Origin of the sequence: Kitasatospora sp. NPDC096128, assembly GCF_040303105.1 — a bacterium.
Taxonomy (GTDB): domain Bacteria; phylum Actinomycetota; class Actinomycetes; order Streptomycetales; family Streptomycetaceae; genus Kitasatospora.
Map to the genome: position 1 here is coordinate 1 of NZ_JBEOSP010000092.1, position 14405 is coordinate 14405.

A 14405-nucleotide genomic window follows, 5' to 3' on the forward strand; every position below is an offset into this window, starting at 1 on the left:
AGGCCGACAGATCCCGTTGAGGACCCGAGGTCAGTCAGGCGGTGGGTCAGACCCGCCCGGGAACCGCTCATGAACATCCTCACTGTCAGGCGGCGGTGCCGGACCGCGCGGCGGCCTCGTGCTCGGTGGCGCTCGCGCGACCGCGCGCCGCCGTGACGGCGCGGCGAACCCACCAGGCGGTGATGTACAGCGCCAGGGCGGCGATCAGCCCGGCGCCCGCGCCCTTGGCCGCGTCGGACAGCACCCCTTCGAGCGCGGCGTCCAGCGGCCGACCGGACGGCGCCTGCGGCCCGACCAGCCACCACCCGGCGTGGGCGACGGCTCCGGCGGCCGCGCACAGCGCCAGGGCGAGCAGCACACGGCGGCGGCGCCCGGCGCCGGGTCCGGTCGGGAGGACGCCGGTGCGCAGCCGGTCCCGCCGCCGCCAGCCGTAGCCGGCGATGGCGGCCAGGCCGCCGATGGTACTGACGTGCTGCAGCGCCCGCGCCCAGGTCAGGCTGCCCGCCAGGGTGCTGTTCAGCCAGGGCGCGCGGGCGACCACGAAGCCGTCGTAGTGGGTGAAGGAGTCCCAGACCAGGTGGGTCGCGAGGCCGATCAGCGCGGACAGCAGGACCCAGCCGGCCCGCCGGACCACCACCCCGGCGGTCCGGGCCGGGTGATCGACGGGCGTGAGGGCGGGCAGCGGCAGCAGGGCGGCCAGCGGGCGGCGGCCCGCCAGGAGGAGCACCCACAGCGCGAGGGTGTACGGCAGGCCGATGGTGAGGGCGCCGGGCAGGGTGTGGGTGGTGGTGGCGTTGGCGAAGGGTTCGTACCAGGACTGGGCGCTGACGGGCAGGCCCGTGGCGACCAGGAAGTACGGCATGTCCGGTGCGACGGCCCCGGCCACCAGCGCGGCCCGGCTGAACGGCGTGCGCAGCAGGGGCAGGACGGCTGCGGGGTGGGACAGGGTGAACGGCATGGGCATCCTTTCGCGCGGACCTGATAGTCCGTTGAACGGAATGCTACGTCAAACGGAGTAATACGTGCGCGATGAACCTGCCGTGCGACCCGGACGGGGCCGCTCGGCAGGGTCGGACGGTTCAGCGCGGGACCCTGCCGAAGCGGCCGGCGAGCAGGACGCCGGTGGCACCCGCCACCAGGACGGCCGCCAGGCAGGCGAGCGCGGTCGGATCGCCCCAGGCCGTGGCGCAGGCCTGGGCGAGCAACGGTGGGGCCGCCAGCGCCGTCGCCGCGAGGACCGTCGCCGCCGGCGCGGTCGCCGCCGGCCCACGACCGCCGGGCGACCTGCCGCGCCAGGCCGTCACCACTCCCGCCGCGGCGAGGACGAGCAGCGGCCAGCATCCGTAGTCGGTGCTGACCCCGGGCACGAGGTGCGCGTCGACGGCGGCCCGGGGCACCAGGACCAGCGCGATCACGCCCCCGGCCGTGGCCGCCCGGCCCGCCGCGACGGCCTCGCCGCGCCGGTCCGGCGGGCAGCCGAGCAGCACGGCCGCCGCCAGGACGGCGGCGGCCGGGGTGGCGACCGGGTCGCCGAACGCGGGTCCGCTGGCCACCGCGGCCGCCGCGAAGACGAGCAGCCCGGCCACGGTGCAGGGCACACCCGCCCGCCACCGTCCGGCCAGGGCGCCCGCCGCTCCCGCGAACACCAGCAGCGAGGAGGCGAGCAGCGCGCCCCAGGCCCCCGACAGGTCGGACCGGAGCTGCAGTCCCCACGGGGTGGGCGAGGTGACCAGGGCGGTGTACCAGCGCAGCAGGTGCAGACCGCAGGCGGTGGCCGAGGCGGCCAGGACCAGCGGGTACGCCGCCCCGAGCAGCCGCGCGACGGGCGCGGCCGGCCCCAGCCCCGCACGCAGCCGCAGCGCGTGCGCCGCCAGCTCCGCCGCATCCCGCACGCGCACACGCAGCGGCTCGCCGGCGGTCAGCTCGCGATGGGCCTCGGCGATCTCCTCACCGTGGGCGCGCCGGTAGGCGGCGGGGTAGAGGCGCAGCAGGTGCTCGATCATGTGCCGGTCGCCGCCGGCCGCACCGCGGACAGGCGGCGGGTGGCCTCCCGCGCCGTCGCCGCCAGGCGTTCCGCCTCCGCGGCCAGCCGCTCGCGGCCGGACGGGGAGAGGGTGAAGATCCGTCGGGCGCGGCCGTCGACGACCTCCTCGCGCTCGACGTCGATCAGACCGTCGGCCAGCAGGCGGTCCAGCGCCCCGTACAGGGCTCCGGTGCGCAGGGCGACCCGGCCGTCGGTCATCGCCTTGATCTCCTGAGCGATGGCGTAGCCGTGTCGGGGGGCGTCCGCGAGGGCGGTCAGGACCATCACGGTGGGTTCTTGCATCACACGCTCACTCACCCCATGAAGATAGTCACTCCGTCGGACTATCTCAACGAGGCCGGACGCCGGCCGCGCCCCGGCCGCCGCGCGGAACCCGAGCCGGCCCCGGGCCGGGTGATTCCTGCCACCCGGACCGGATTCACGGCGGGTCCGTGTGCCGGGGCCGATCGGGGCGGGCAAGCTCCGATCATGGATCCAGCCGCCCCCGGCTTCCCCCGGTCCACCCGCACCTGGAGGTCCCCGTGTCCGACCTGTCCGCGTCCGCCGCTCCGTGGGAGCGACTCGGGCTGCCCGAACTGCTCCACGCAGCCGCCCGCCTGCAGCCTGAACTGGCCGTTCTCCGGAGGGAGTTGCACCAGGAGCCGGAGCTCGCGCTGGAACTCCCCAGGACCCGGGACCGACTGCTCGTCGCGCTCGACGGCCTCCCCCTGGAGCTCACCCTCGGCAAGGGGCTGAGCTCGATCACGGCGGTGCTGCGCGGCGGACGCCCGGGCCCGAACGTGCTGCTGCGGGCCGACATGGACGCGCTGCCGGTCCAGGAGAGCGCACGACTGCCGTACGCCTCCCGGATCCCCGGCACGATGCACGCCTGCGGGCACGATCTGCACATGGCCGCGCTGGTCGGGGCCACTCGACTGCTGGCCGAGCGGCGCGCGGAACTGGCCGGGAACGTGGTCCTGATGTTCCAGCCCGGCGAGGAGGGGGCGGACGGCGCCCGGCTGATGGTGGACGCGGGCGTCCTGGAGGCGGCCGGGGAGCGGGTGGTGGCCGCCTACGCCCTGCACGTGGCCTCCGCCATACTGCCCAACGGGATGGTCACCACCCGCCCCGGCGCGGTGCTCGCCGCCTCCGACACCCTGCGGGTCACCCTGCGCGGGCGCGGCGGCCACGGCTCCAGCCCGCACGCGGCGCTCGACCCCGTCCCGGCGGCCTGCGAGACGGTGCTGGCGCTCCAGTCGATGGTGACCCGCCGGATCGACGCCTTCGACCCGGTGGTGCTCACCGTCGGCACGTTCTCCGCCGGTACGGCCGCCAACATCATCCCCGACGAGGCGCGGTTCGAGGCGACCATCCGCTCCATCTCACCGCGCTCGCGCGAGCTGGTGCGCACCGAGGCGCTGCGGGTGGTCCACGGGATCGCCGCCGCCCACGGGCTGGAGGCGGCGGCCGAGGTGGAGCCCGGCTACCCGGTGACCGTCAACGACCCCGTGGAGGCGGACTTCGCGGCCGGTCTGGCGGCCCGTCTGTTCGGGGCGCAGCGGTACGTCGAGATGCCCCAACCGATCGCCGGCTCGGAGGACTTCGGCGTGGTCGGCGAGCTGGTCCCGTCGGCGTACCTGCTGCTCGGCGCCGTCCCGGACGACGGCCGCGACCCGCTCACCGCGCCCTACAACCACTCCCCCGAGGCCGAGTTCGACGACAACGTCCTCGGCGACGGCGCCGCGCTGCTGGCCGGCCTGGCCCTGGGGAGGCTGGCCCGCGGGTAAAGCCCGGCCCGGGATCGGGGGGTGATTCGGGGGGTCCGGTGCCCGGCCGGTGTCGCCGCCGTGAAGGCCGCCACGGGCGGCGGCCGGCGGCGACACATTGCCCTGGATCGTCGTGTTCCGTTCAAGCTCCGCTTACCTCACCATGGGACGGTGCCACCGCGCCTACGCGCGTAGCTCACTCCTGTGCCCCCACACCCCAAGGGACTTGACCCGTGTTCAGACGCATCGACGCGATACGCCCGCTCGCCCTCGGCGCCGCCGCCCTGACCGTGCTCGCCGTCGCGAGCGCCGCCCCCCACCCGGCCGCGGCGGCCTCGACGGCCACGACGACGACCGGGGCCGCGGCCGCCACCGCGGCCGCCACCGCCACCCAGCACCGCGTCCTGTTCGACAACAGCAAGGCGGAGACCGCCGGCAACGCCGACTGGATCATCAGCACCAGCCAGCCGGACCCGCTCGCCGAGAACGCCAACCCGCAGTCCGAGACGGACTGGACCGGCGCCATCTCCAGCTGGGGCGTCGCCCTCCAGAAGACCGGGCAGTACAGCCTCAAGACCCTCCCGAGCGGCTCCACCATCACCTACGGCACCGGCGGCGCGCTGGACCTCGCCAACTTCGACGAGTTCGTCCTGCCCGAGCCCAACATCCGGCTCAGCGACGCCGAGAAGACCGCGGTCATGACGTTCGTCCAGAACGGCGGCGGGCTGTTCCTGATCTCCGACCACACCGGCAGCGACCGCAACAACGACGGCTGGGACTCCCCCGCCATCATCAACGACCTGATGACCACCAACTCGGTCAACAACAAGGACCCGTTCGGGCTCTCCGTCGATCTGCTCAACATCCAGACCGACAACCCGACCGCCATCAACGACGCCGCCGACCCCGTCCTGCACGGCCCCTTCGGCACCGTCACCGGCAGCATCATCCGCAACGGCACCACCTTCACCCTCAAGCCCGCCGACAACCCCGCCGTCAAGGGCATCGTCTACCGCACCGGCTACTCCGGCACCACCGGCGCCTTCTTCGCCACCAGCAGCTTCGGCAAGGGCCGGGTCGCCCTCTGGGGCGACAGCTCCGCCATCGACGACGGCACCGGCGAGCCCGGCAAGACCGTCTACGACGGCTGGAACGACCCGGCCGGCACCGACGCCGCCCTTGGCCTCAACGCCACCGCCTGGCTCGCCGCCGGCGGCAGCGGCAGCACCACCGGCAGCGTCACCCTCACCAACCCCGGCGCCCGCACCGCCACCGCCGGCACCGCCACCAGCCTCCAGCTCGCCGCCACCGACACCGCCGGCGGCACCCTGAGCTACGGCGCCTCCGGCCTGCCCGCCGGCCTCTCCCTCAACGCCGCGACCGGCCTGATCAGCGGCACCCCCAGCACCGCCGGGACCTCCACCGTGACGGCCACCGCGACCGACTCCACCGGCCCGTCCTCCTCCGTCACCTTCACCTGGACCGTCCAGCCCACCGGCGGCGGCAGCGGCTGCACCGCCGCCCAGCTGCTCACCAACCCCGGCTTCGAGGCCGGTTCGACGGCCGGCTGGACCGAGACCAACACCAGCGGCACCAGCACCATCAACAGCAGCTCCAGCGAGCCGCCGCACTCCGGCACCTACGACGCCTGGCTCGACGGGTACGGCAGCACCAACACCGACACCCTCGCCCAGACCGTGACCCTCCCGACCGGCTGCAGCAGCTACACCTTCAGCTTCTGGCTGCACATCGACACCGCCGCCAGCAACACCACCGCCTTCGACAAGCTGACCGTGACCGCCAACGGCACCACCCTGGCGACCTACTCCAACGTCAACGCGGCCACCGGCTACCAGCAGCACAGCTTCAACCTGTCCGGCTACGCCGGGCAGAGCGTGACCCTCAAGTTCAGCGGCTCCGAGGACTACACCAAGCAGACCTCCTTCGTCCTCGACGACACCGCGGTCAACGTGTCCTGACCCGGACCTGAACCGTGGCCGGTCGCCCTTTCCCCTCGGTGGGGAGGGCGGCCGGCCCGCGCCCCGGCCGAGCCCCGGCCGGAAGCTTCCGGTCCGAAAGCCGCCGGCGACGCGCGTCGGCGAACCGCAGACTGGGCCGGTGAGCACCCGAACCGCCACCACCGCCCCCGCACCTGAGCCCGCACAGCAGCGCGTCGACGCGGCCGACTGGCCCGCCCTCACCGAGGAACTCGACGCCCACGGCTGCGCCCTCACCCCACAGCTCCTCGCCCCCGCGCAATGCCGCGAGCTGGCCGCCCGCTACGACCGCGACGAACTGTTCCGCACCACCGTCGACATGGCCCGCCACCGCTTCGGCTCCGGCCGGTACCGCTACTTCACCCACGAGCTGCCCGAGCCCGTCCACGCCCTGCGCCGGGCCCTGTACCCGCACCTGCTCACCATCGCCCGCGGCTGGGCGGAGAAGCTCGGCCGGCCCGCGCCCTGGCCCGACAGCCTCGACGAGTGGCTGGAGCGGTGCCACGCGGCCGGGCAGGCCAAGTCCTCGCAGATCCTGCTCCGTTACGGGCCCGGCGACTGGAACGCGCTGCACCGCGACCTCTTCGGGGACCTCGTCTTCCCGCTCCAGGTCGTCATCGGCCTCGACCGACCCGGCACCGACTACACCGGCGGCGAGTTCCTCCTCGTCGAACAGCGCCCCCGTGCGCAGTCCCGCGGCACCGCCACCGTCCTCCCGCAGGGCCACGGCCTGGTCTTCACCACCCGCGACCGGCCGGTCCGCTCGGCGCGGGGCTTCTCCGCCAGTCCCGTGCGGCACGGTGTGAGCACCGTACGCTCGGGACGCCGACACGCCCTCGGGCTGGTCTTCCACGACGCCTGAGAGGCCGACAGGTCGGGGCCCGGGCGGGCGCGACAGGTCGGCCGGGTGAAGTCGGCTCCGCACAGGTGAGTTCCACCCACCGGCTCACCTCATCGGCGTGGCTGCCTGCGGCTGTCGCCTCCGCGACAGCCGCAGCGGCCTCCGGTGTCGTCCCACCAGCGCGGAAGAGCAGGGCCGGCGGCCAGGACGGAGTGCGATGCCCGTCAGCGGCCGCTCTGGGTGAAGCGGCCGCCGAGGTAGCGGTGTTCCGGGTCGTCGGGGGACAGCTCGCCGAGTTCCGCGATCAGCGCGGGGGCGAAGGCCTCGGCGTCGTCCTGCGGCTGGTAGCCGAGTGCCCGGGCGGTCGAGAGGTCCCACCAGGCGCGGGTGTTGGCGGAGATGCCGTAGGCGACGGTGTGGCCGGTGACGGGTCCGGTGAGCGCGGCGTGGGCGAGGCGGGCCCAGTCGCCGGGGCTGAGCCAGGTGGCGAGCGTCCGGATGCTGCGGGGTTCGGCGGTGAAGGAGCCGATGCGCAGGGAGACGGTCTCGATGCCGTGGCGGTCCGCGTACAGGGAGGCGAGGTTCTCCCCGAAGCACTTGGAGACTCCGTAGTAGGTGTCGGGCCGCTGGGGGCCGTCCACCGGCACCGTTCCGCCGTCGGCGGGCCGCTCGGTGAAGCCCGTCGCATGGTTGCTGCTGGCGTAGACGATCCGGCGGACGCCGGCGGCCCGGGCCGCGTCGTAGAGGCGGTAGGTGCCCTCGATGTTGGCGGCCAGGATGTCGGCGAACGGCGCCTCCCCCGGGATCCCGGCCAGGTGGATCACGGCGCTGACGCCGTCCATGGCCGCCGCCAGCGCCTCGGCGTCCTGGAGGTCGGCGGTGATGGCGTCGGGTTCGCCGGGCACGGGGAGGCGGTCGAAGCTGCGCAGCCGGTGGCCGTAGGCGGGCAGCGACTCCCGCAGGCTGGTGCCCATGCGGCCGGCGGCACCGGTGAGCAGGACCGGTCCGAGCTGGTTCGCCATCCGTCGTGTCTCCCTGGTTCTTCGTCACGGCTTCGTCGAACCGCTGCCCGGGTTCGACGGGCTGCGACCATACCTGACACGGCACCAGAGATCATTTGATTATTCGGAGTTCGGCGGCACCGCCCCCGCCCGCCCGCAGGCAGTCGAGGGCGGACGGGGGCGGACGGGGGCAAACCGGTCGTCAGCGGACCGGCAGCACCCGGGTGTGCTCCTCGCGGACCGCCTGGAGGGCGTTCGGCTTGAGGCCGAGCAGCTTGAGGATGGTCGGCGCGATCTGCTTGGTCTCGACCTTCTCGTCCTGGCGCACGCCGCCCGGGGTGGCCGCGCCGGAGACGACGAGGGGGACGTTCAGGTCGTCGGCGTGGTCGCCGCCGTGCTCGGCGATCTTGCTGCCGCCGGTGTAGACGACACCGTACTGCGCGATGCCGAAGACGTCCGGCACCCGGGCGTCGCCCGGGGCGACATGGTAGTAGCGGGCGACCTCCTGGCCGGCGTAGACCTTCTGGACGCCACTCGCGGTGAAGGGACGGGCCTTGCCGTTGATGTCGACGCCGTTGCCGCTCTGCGCCAGCAGGTAGGCCTTGGCGAACCCGCCGGCGGCCGCGGAGCGGTCGTTCAGCCAGAGCAGCACGCCGTCGTCGTCGACCGCGTGGGCGACCAGGTCGCCGGCGCCCGGGTGGGCGGCCTTCCAGGCGGCGTTGAGGCCGTCCAGCAGCGGGCCGTCGTCGATCCGGTTGAGCGCGGCCGGGTCGATCGGGGACTGGCCGTGCTTGGCGGAGAGGATGACGGTGGTGGAGCCGTCGAGGTGCTGCTTGCGCAGTTCCGCGGTCAGCGCGCCGATCTGCTGATCGACGTACTCCAGGTTCTTCTCCACGAGCGGGCCGGGCACGCCCTTGCCGACGTAGCCGCCCTGGAGGCCGTCGGAGCTCGCCAGCTTCTGCGCGGTGGAGACGGACTGGAAGTTCAGCCCGAAGACGGCCGGGGTGCCGACCTGCTGCGAGCGGCTGTGGTCGTAGCCGTCGATCTCGTTGAGGACGGCCTGCACCTTGTACGAGTCGTACTGCTCGGTGGCCCGGTTGTCCTTGGTCCAGTCGCCCTTGTAGCCGGTCGCGCTGCTGTTGACCTCGGGGGTGAAGAGGTCCTGGATGCCTTGGCCGGAGGGGCCGTTGAGGATGTCGTAGGCGGCGTGCTTGTCCGACCAGGCGGTGCGCAGGCCGGCCTGACGGGCCACCTCGAAGACGGTGTTCACCTGGAGGTAGGAGTGCGGGTAGACCGGCTTGCAGGTCTGCGGGTCGACCGGCAGCTTGGCCGGGTCGATCAGGGTCTGCGGGGCGCCGGTCATCCGGAGGATGGAGCCGGGCAGTCCGGGCAGGCCCTGGCCGGCGTCGAGCGCGTCCTTGTTCCTGTCCAGGTCCTCGGTGAGGTCGACCTCGACGCCGGGCTTGGCGTTCTTGCAGTCGGTGGTGCCTGCCGGGAGCAGCGCGGCGTTGTAGGTGTCGTCGTAGTAGACGCCGGTGGTGCCGGGGCCGCCACCGGTCAGCTGGGCGACCATGCCGGGGAAGGAGTCGGACGGGTTGGTGGTGCCGGCGTGGGTGTACTCGACGCCGCCGCGGACCAGCCGGGCCAGCGCGGACTGCGGATGCTCGGCCACGAAGCGGGCGAGGTCCGACTGGTGCAGACCGTCGACCGACACCAGCAGGACGTGCCTGGCGTGGGCGCCGCGGCCCTCCTCGGCGGCGGCGGCCTGGGCGACGGTGGATCCGGCCAGCACTCCGGCGGCGCCGAGGGTGGCGGCCAGTCGGACGTAACGACGGGTCACAGAGGTCTCCTGTGGAGGGGGAGGGGAGGTGGCTGCGGCGGTGCGGCCCCTAGGCTGGGAGGCCCCGGTGTACCGGCGGCAGCCGGGAAGTGAACAGCACCGGTCCGGTCCGCGGAGTGGTCCGGATTTTACCTGGGGACCACCAATTCGTGGCCCTGCCATGGCACTTGGCGAGGGTGTACGGTCGGTACGGCAGCGGCGGCGCGGTGTCCCGGCACCTGAACGGCCCAACCCCCCGGGCGGGCCGCCCGGTCCGGCGGCGATCCTGGAATCCGACCGCCCACGGCGGTCTTTCGCGTGCGCGGCACGCGGTCGGCGCACACGCCCTCCGTCGGCCGACCCCGAGGCCCGTGGAAGCCCGAGAGGTCCAAGAGACCCGAGAAGTCCGAGAACTCCGAGGAAGGAAGCCCAGCTCATGGACGCATCCGCACGGATCGGCTCCGCACAGATCGGCGTGACGGGGCTGGCGGTCATGGGCCGCAACCTGGCGCGGAACTTCGCCCGCAACGGGTACACGGTCGCGGTGCACAACCGCACCCCCGCCCGGACCCGGGCCCTGGTCGAGGAGTTCGGCCACGAGGGCGCCTTCGTGCCCGCGGAGTCACCGGAGGACTTCGTGGCCGCGCTGGAGCGGCCGCGCCGCCTGCTGATCATGGTGAAGGCCGGCGGCCCGACCGACGAGGTGATCGAGGAGTTCGCCCCGCTGCTGGAACCGGGCGACATGATCATCGACGGTGGCAACGCGCACTTCGCCGACACCCGCCGCCGCGAGAAGGCGCTGCGCGAGCACGGCATCCACTTCGTCGGCAGCGGCGTCTCCGGCGGGGAGGAGGGGGCCCTGCTCGGCCCGTCGATCATGCCCGGCGGCTCCGCCGAGTCCTACACCGTGCTCGGCCCCATGCTGGAGCGGATCAGCGCCCATGTGGACGGCGAGCCGTGCTGCACCCACATCGGCACCGACGGGGCCGGCCACTTCGTGAAGATGGTGCACAACGGCATCGAGTACGCCGACATGCAGCTCATCGCCGAGGCCTACCACCTCCTGCGGGAGGTCGGCGGCTACTCCCCCGCCGAGATCGCCGGCGTCTTCGAGCGCTGGAACCGCGGGCGCCTCGACTCGTACCTCATCGAGATCACCGCCCAGGTGCTCGCCCACACCGACGCCGACACCGGCCGGCCCTTCGTCGACATCGTCCAGGACGCCGCGGAGCAGAAGGGCACCGGACGCTGGACCGTCCAGACCGCCCTCGACCTCGGCTCCCCGGTCACAGCGATCGCCCAGGCCACCTTCGCCCGGGTCGCCTCCTCCCGGACCGCCCTGCGCCGGGCCTACCGGCCGCTGCCCGGCGGCGCCGCCCACGCCTTGGGAGCGGACGAGGCGGAGCGCTTCACCCACGACGTCGAGCAGGCCCTCTACGCGTCGAAGGTCATCGCCTACGACCAGGGCTGGACGATGATCCGCGATGCGGCGGCCGAATACGGCTGGGACATCGACCTCGGTGCGGTGGCGAAGATCTGGCGCGGCGGCTGCATCATCCGGGCCGCGTTCCTCGACCGGATCCGCGCCGCCCACGCCGACAACCCCGACCTGGTCAGCCTGCTCGCGGAGAAGCAGTTCGCCACCGAGGTCGCCGACGCCCAGAGCGCCTGGCGCACGGTCGTCGCCGGGGCGGCCCGGAACGGCATCCCGGTGCCCGCGTTCTCCGCCGCGCTCGCGTACTACGACTCCCTGCGCAGCGAGCGGCTGCCCGCCGCCCTGATCCAGGGCCAGCGGGACTTCTTCGGCGCCCACACCTACCGCCGCACCGACCGGCCGGGCAGCTACCACACCCGCTGGGCCGAGCCCGGCCGACCCGAGGAGCGGACGGACCGCGGGGCGTAGGCGTCCCGAGGGCCCCGCGGGGCGCGGCCCGCGAGGCCCGCGAGGCCCTCAGCAGGTCAGGAGGTCAGGAGGTCAGGAGGTCAGGACGGGCGTCCGCCGAACTGCCACCTGTGCACCTCGACGTCGGTGTAGCGGTCCGCGGTCAGGACGGCCCGGGCCGCGTCCGGGCCCGGCGCCCGGAGCAGGGCCGCCGTGCCCAGCCAGGCGGTGCCGTCGTCGGAGAGCAGCGGCCCGTACGCGATGAGGCCGTCCCGGTCGGCGGGCAGGGCGAGGTCGACGGGCTGTCCGGCGCCGAGGCCGAGCACGAGGAAGCGGTCGCCGCCGGTCCGGCCGCCGGGGAACTCCCACATGGTGCGGCCCAGGGTGTTGCGCCAGCGTCGCACCAGCACGTCCCGGTAGACCCCGGCCTGGTAGCCCGGCTCGTCGAAGGCGAAGGCGCGGGCGGCCGCGGGACCGGCCAGGTCGACGATGTGCACGCTGCCGGTGGGGAGAGCGCCGTCGTCGGTGAGGGTCGGCCCCCGGGCGATCATCTCCTGGGCGTACCCGTCCATGTAGGACCAGTGCGCTTCCAGCAGTTCGTCGCGCAGCGGCAGGGATCCGGGCCGGTCACGGTGATAGCAGAGGAACTCCATGCCCGTAGGATCCCTTCGCTCTGGCTCCCCGGTCGAGTGGATTTCGCCTCGACGGCCGGTCGGTGACCGCTCGCCGGCCGGTCATCGGCCGGTCGGCTGGCTGGCTGCTCCTTCACCGCTGGAGGACGCGCCGCAGCCAGCGGGTGCGGGCCTCCTGGGCGTCCTGGGTGACGGCGGCGTGCGGGGCGAGGGTGTCGAAACCGTGGCAGGCGCCGGGCCAGACGTGCAGTTCGGCCTCGCCGCCAGCCCGCCAGATCGCGTCGGCGTAGGCGACGGCCTCGTCCCGGAAGGTCTCGGCGGAGCCCACGTCGACGTACGCGGCGGGCAGCCGGGACAGGTCGGTGGCGCGGGCCGGGGCGGCGTACGGCGAGAGGTCGGCGGCGCCGTGGCGGTCGCCGAGCAGGGCCTGCCAGGCGGTGGCGTTGGAGCCGCGGTCCCAGGTGTCGTGACCGGCCATCTGGTGGCTGGAGAAGGTCTCGCCGCGGTCGTCGAGCATCGGGCTGAGCAGCAGTTGGCCGACCGCTGCCGGACCGCCGCGGTCGCGGCTCAGCAGGGCCAGGGCCGCCGCGAGCCCGCCGCCGGCGCTCTTGCCGCCGATGACCAGGCGCCGGGCGTCCACGCCCAGTTCCTCGGCGTGCTCGACCGCCCAGCCGAGTCCGGCGTAGCAGTCCTCGACGGCCCCCGGGAAGCGGGTGCGCGGCGCCAGCCGGTACTCGACGGAGACCACCGCCAGGCCCAGGGGCAGCGCCCAGGAGCGCAGCAGCCGGGGCAGGACGGACCACGCGTTGCCCGTCACCATCCCGCCGCCGTGCAGGTAGTAGAGCAGCGGCAGTTCCTCGTGGACCCCGGCGGGCCGCGCGCTGACCAGGGTGACCTCTCCCTCGCCGTCGGCCCGTGGCGCGTGCAGCTCCGTCACCTCGAACCGGCCGCCGTCGCGCAGCTGGTCGAGCGTCGGCCGGGGCCGGGCGCCGGCGTCCCGTTCCTGCCAGGCTGCCAGCCCCTCCGGGGTGAGCGCTTCCCGGGCCCGCGCGCCCGTGGCCTTCACCGCGGCCCGCACCTGCGGATCCAGCGGAGGCACGCTCCGCACCACCGAACCGTCCACCACCAGCACCCCCTCCCCCAGGGGCACCCCGTCGGCACCCCGTCCGGCCCAGCTTGCCAGCCCCGCCCGCACTGCGGCACGGCGGCCCCGGTCGGGAGCAGCGGCGCGAGAAAACCGATGGCGCGTTGGCCGGGCGGGGAGTTGACTGCCCTTCGGATGCGATCCATACCGATGACGAGGAGGGAGGTGGCGGTTGTGGAGGATCCGCAGTTCACTGTGGAACTGGCCGGCCCCTCGCCCCGCGGTGCGGTGCGGCTGAAGGCGGTCCGCGCGGTGACGGGGATGAGCCTGTGGCACAGCGGGCTGGCGCTGGACGCCGGAACGTCCGTCCTCCTGTCGGAGGTCCCGTTCGAGCTCGCGGGCCCCGCCGCACGGGATCTACGCCGCGTGGGCGTGGCGGTCGCCGTCCGCTGCGGCGCCTGCCGCCGCACCCTGCCCGAGGACGGCTCCCCGGTCGATCCCGGGCCGTGTGCCGGACGGTACTTCCCCACCGCCCACTGCCAGGCCAACTCCCTGACCGTCTGCGACTGTTACCACTGCACCGAGTACCGCCCCCTACCCGGGCCCGCCGCGCCCTGACCCGGAGGCGAGGACTGGCCCCTGGGCTCACCGGCGCGGGAGCCGGCCTTCGTCCAGCCGGATCCAGGCCGCCTTCCCGATCACCACCGGCAGCTCGGGCACCTCGCGCACCGTGGTCTCAGCCCGCGGTGGGGGCGCCCGCGACCCGGCGCTCGCCGCCGTTGTGCTGCTGCCAGAGGCGGTACACCTCGACCGCGTCCTCGCTCGGCGAGTAGCGCATCGGGAGCCGGCGCTCGTCCCAGTCCTTGGCGAACTCGTCGTAGAAGGTGGCCAGTTCGAAGTACTTGCGGTCGTCGACGTAGTGCGGCTCGTAGGCGTCGCGGGTGGTGAGGAAGACCACCTCGTCCGGCGAGCAGTAGTACAGCGAGCCCAGGCACATCGGGCAGGGGTGGGCCAGGACGTAGATGGTGGCGCCGGTCAGGTGCTCGGTGCCGAGTGCCGTGCAGGCCTCGCGGATGGCGAGGATCTCGGCGTGGGCGGTGGGGTCGTTGGTCTGGGCGACCTTGTTGGCGCTCTCGGCCAGGATCCGGCCGTCCTTGACGATGACGGTCGCGAACGGGCGGCCACCCTCGGCGACGTTGCGGCGGGCGAGGTCGATGGTGCGCTGGACGAAGTCCACGGCGTGCTCCTCGGGGGGTCGGGCGGCGGGGGGGGGGGGGGGGGGCCCCCCCCCCCCCCGCGGCGGGGGGGGGGGGGGGGGGGGTGGTGGGGGGGGGGGGGGGGGGGGCGGGGGCGGGGGGGA

At 74.2% G+C, this 14405-nt stretch carries 13 protein-coding genes; 5 read left to right on the top strand and 8 right to left on the bottom strand.

Translation table 11 applies throughout. The features are described 5' to 3' along the window. Positions 1–85: 85 nt before the first annotated feature. From ABTY61_RS41205 to ABTY61_RS41215, 3 genes are all read right to left on the bottom strand, one after another. Positions 86–958 (bottom strand): DUF4184 family protein, encoded by an 873-nt coding sequence (locus tag ABTY61_RS41205; protein WP_350510383.1) that lies wholly within the window; start codon positions 956–958, stop codon positions 86–88. A gap of 121 nt (positions 959–1079) precedes the next feature. Continuing rightward, positions 1080–2003 carry a hypothetical protein gene (locus tag ABTY61_RS41210; protein ID WP_350510384.1) on the bottom strand — a complete coding sequence of 308 codons (924 nt, stop codon included), beginning with the start codon at positions 2001–2003 and terminating at the stop codon, positions 1080–1082. After that, complete coding sequence (locus tag ABTY61_RS41215) at positions 2000–2326, bottom strand: PadR family transcriptional regulator (protein ID WP_350510385.1); 327 nt, start codon at positions 2324–2326, stop codon at positions 2000–2002. Before ABTY61_RS41215 ends, ABTY61_RS41210 begins: the two co-directional genes overlap by 4 nt. Before the next feature lie 248 nt (positions 2327–2574). Here ABTY61_RS41215 and ABTY61_RS41220 point away from each other — a divergent pair, with 248 nt between their 5' ends. The 3 genes from ABTY61_RS41220 (at position 2575) to ABTY61_RS41230 (ending at position 6648) form a co-directional block, all read left to right on the top strand. Further along, complete coding sequence (locus ABTY61_RS41220; protein ID WP_502895538.1) at positions 2575–3810, top strand: M20 metallopeptidase family protein; 1236 nt, start codon at positions 2575–2577, stop codon at positions 3808–3810. 269 nt (positions 3811–4079) lie between these two features. Further along, positions 4080–5768 (top strand): Ig domain-containing protein, encoded by a 1689-nt coding sequence (locus tag ABTY61_RS41225; protein ID WP_502895539.1) that lies wholly within the window; start codon positions 4080–4082, stop codon positions 5766–5768. 139 nt (positions 5769–5907) lie between these two features. Next, positions 5908–6648: a 2OG-Fe(II) oxygenase gene (locus ABTY61_RS41230; RefSeq protein WP_350510387.1), complete on the top strand. Its 741-nt coding sequence runs from the start codon at positions 5908–5910 to the stop codon at positions 6646–6648. Between the two features lie 203 nt (positions 6649–6851). On the opposite strand, the gene ABTY61_RS41235 is transcribed toward ABTY61_RS41230, so the two are convergent. After that, positions 6852–7649 carry an NAD-dependent epimerase/dehydratase family protein gene (locus ABTY61_RS41235; protein ID WP_350510388.1) on the bottom strand — a complete coding sequence of 266 codons (798 nt, stop codon included), beginning with the start codon at positions 7647–7649 and terminating at the stop codon, positions 6852–6854. A 181-nt stretch (positions 7650–7830) separates the two neighbouring features. Continuing rightward, the gene (locus tag ABTY61_RS41240) at positions 7831–9468 is read right to left on the bottom strand and encodes an alkaline phosphatase family protein (RefSeq protein WP_350510389.1); all 1638 of its coding nucleotides are present in this window, start codon (positions 9466–9468) and stop codon (positions 7831–7833) included. Between the two features lie 415 nt (positions 9469–9883). On the opposite strand from ABTY61_RS41240, the gene gnd reads away from it, so the two are divergent. Next, positions 9884–11350, top strand: a complete 1467-nt coding sequence (gnd, locus tag ABTY61_RS41245) for an NADP-dependent phosphogluconate dehydrogenase (protein ID WP_350510390.1) — start codon at positions 9884–9886, stop codon at positions 11348–11350. An 80-nt stretch (positions 11351–11430) separates the two neighbouring features. Here gnd and ABTY61_RS41250 read toward each other — a convergent pair whose 3' ends face one another. Both ABTY61_RS41250 and ABTY61_RS41255 read right to left on the bottom strand, forming a co-directional pair. Next, positions 11431–11982, bottom strand: coding sequence for a YciI family protein (locus ABTY61_RS41250; RefSeq protein ID WP_350510391.1), 552 nt, complete (start codon positions 11980–11982; stop codon positions 11431–11433). A 112-nt stretch (positions 11983–12094) separates the two neighbouring features. Then, complete coding sequence (locus ABTY61_RS41255) at positions 12095–13111, bottom strand: alpha/beta hydrolase (protein WP_350510392.1); 1017 nt, start codon at positions 13109–13111, stop codon at positions 12095–12097. A gap of 168 nt (positions 13112–13279) precedes the next feature. Between ABTY61_RS41255 and ABTY61_RS41260 the strand changes: the two genes are divergently transcribed. Then, complete coding sequence (locus ABTY61_RS41260) at positions 13280–13663, top strand: hypothetical protein (RefSeq protein ID WP_350510393.1); 384 nt, start codon at positions 13280–13282, stop codon at positions 13661–13663. Between the two features lie 118 nt (positions 13664–13781). On the opposite strand, the gene ABTY61_RS41265 is transcribed toward ABTY61_RS41260, so the two are convergent. Beyond that, positions 13782–14282, bottom strand: a complete 501-nt coding sequence (locus ABTY61_RS41265) for a nucleoside deaminase (RefSeq protein WP_350510394.1) — start codon at positions 14280–14282, stop codon at positions 13782–13784. Positions 14283–14405: the final 123 nt, after the last annotated feature.

Coding starts and splice junctions, on each gene's coding strand:
- ABTY61_RS41205 (WP_350510383.1), bottom strand. CDS start 958: ATGCCGTTCACCCTGTCCCACCCCGCAGCCGTCCTGCCCCTGCTGCGC.
- ABTY61_RS41210 (WP_350510384.1), bottom strand. CDS start 2,003: ATGATCGAGCACCTGCTGCGCCTCTACCCCGCCGCCTACCGGCGCGCC.
- ABTY61_RS41215 (WP_350510385.1), bottom strand. CDS start 2,326: ATGCAAGAACCCACCGTGATGGTCCTGACCGCCCTCGCGGACGCCCCC.
- ABTY61_RS41235 (WP_350510388.1), bottom strand. CDS start 7,649: ATGGCGAACCAGCTCGGACCGGTCCTGCTCACCGGTGCCGCCGGCCGC.
- gnd (WP_350510390.1), top strand. CDS start 9,884: ATGGACGCATCCGCACGGATCGGCTCCGCACAGATCGGCGTGACGGGG.
- ABTY61_RS41250 (WP_350510391.1), bottom strand. CDS start 11,982: ATGGAGTTCCTCTGCTATCACCGTGACCGGCCCGGATCCCTGCCGCTG.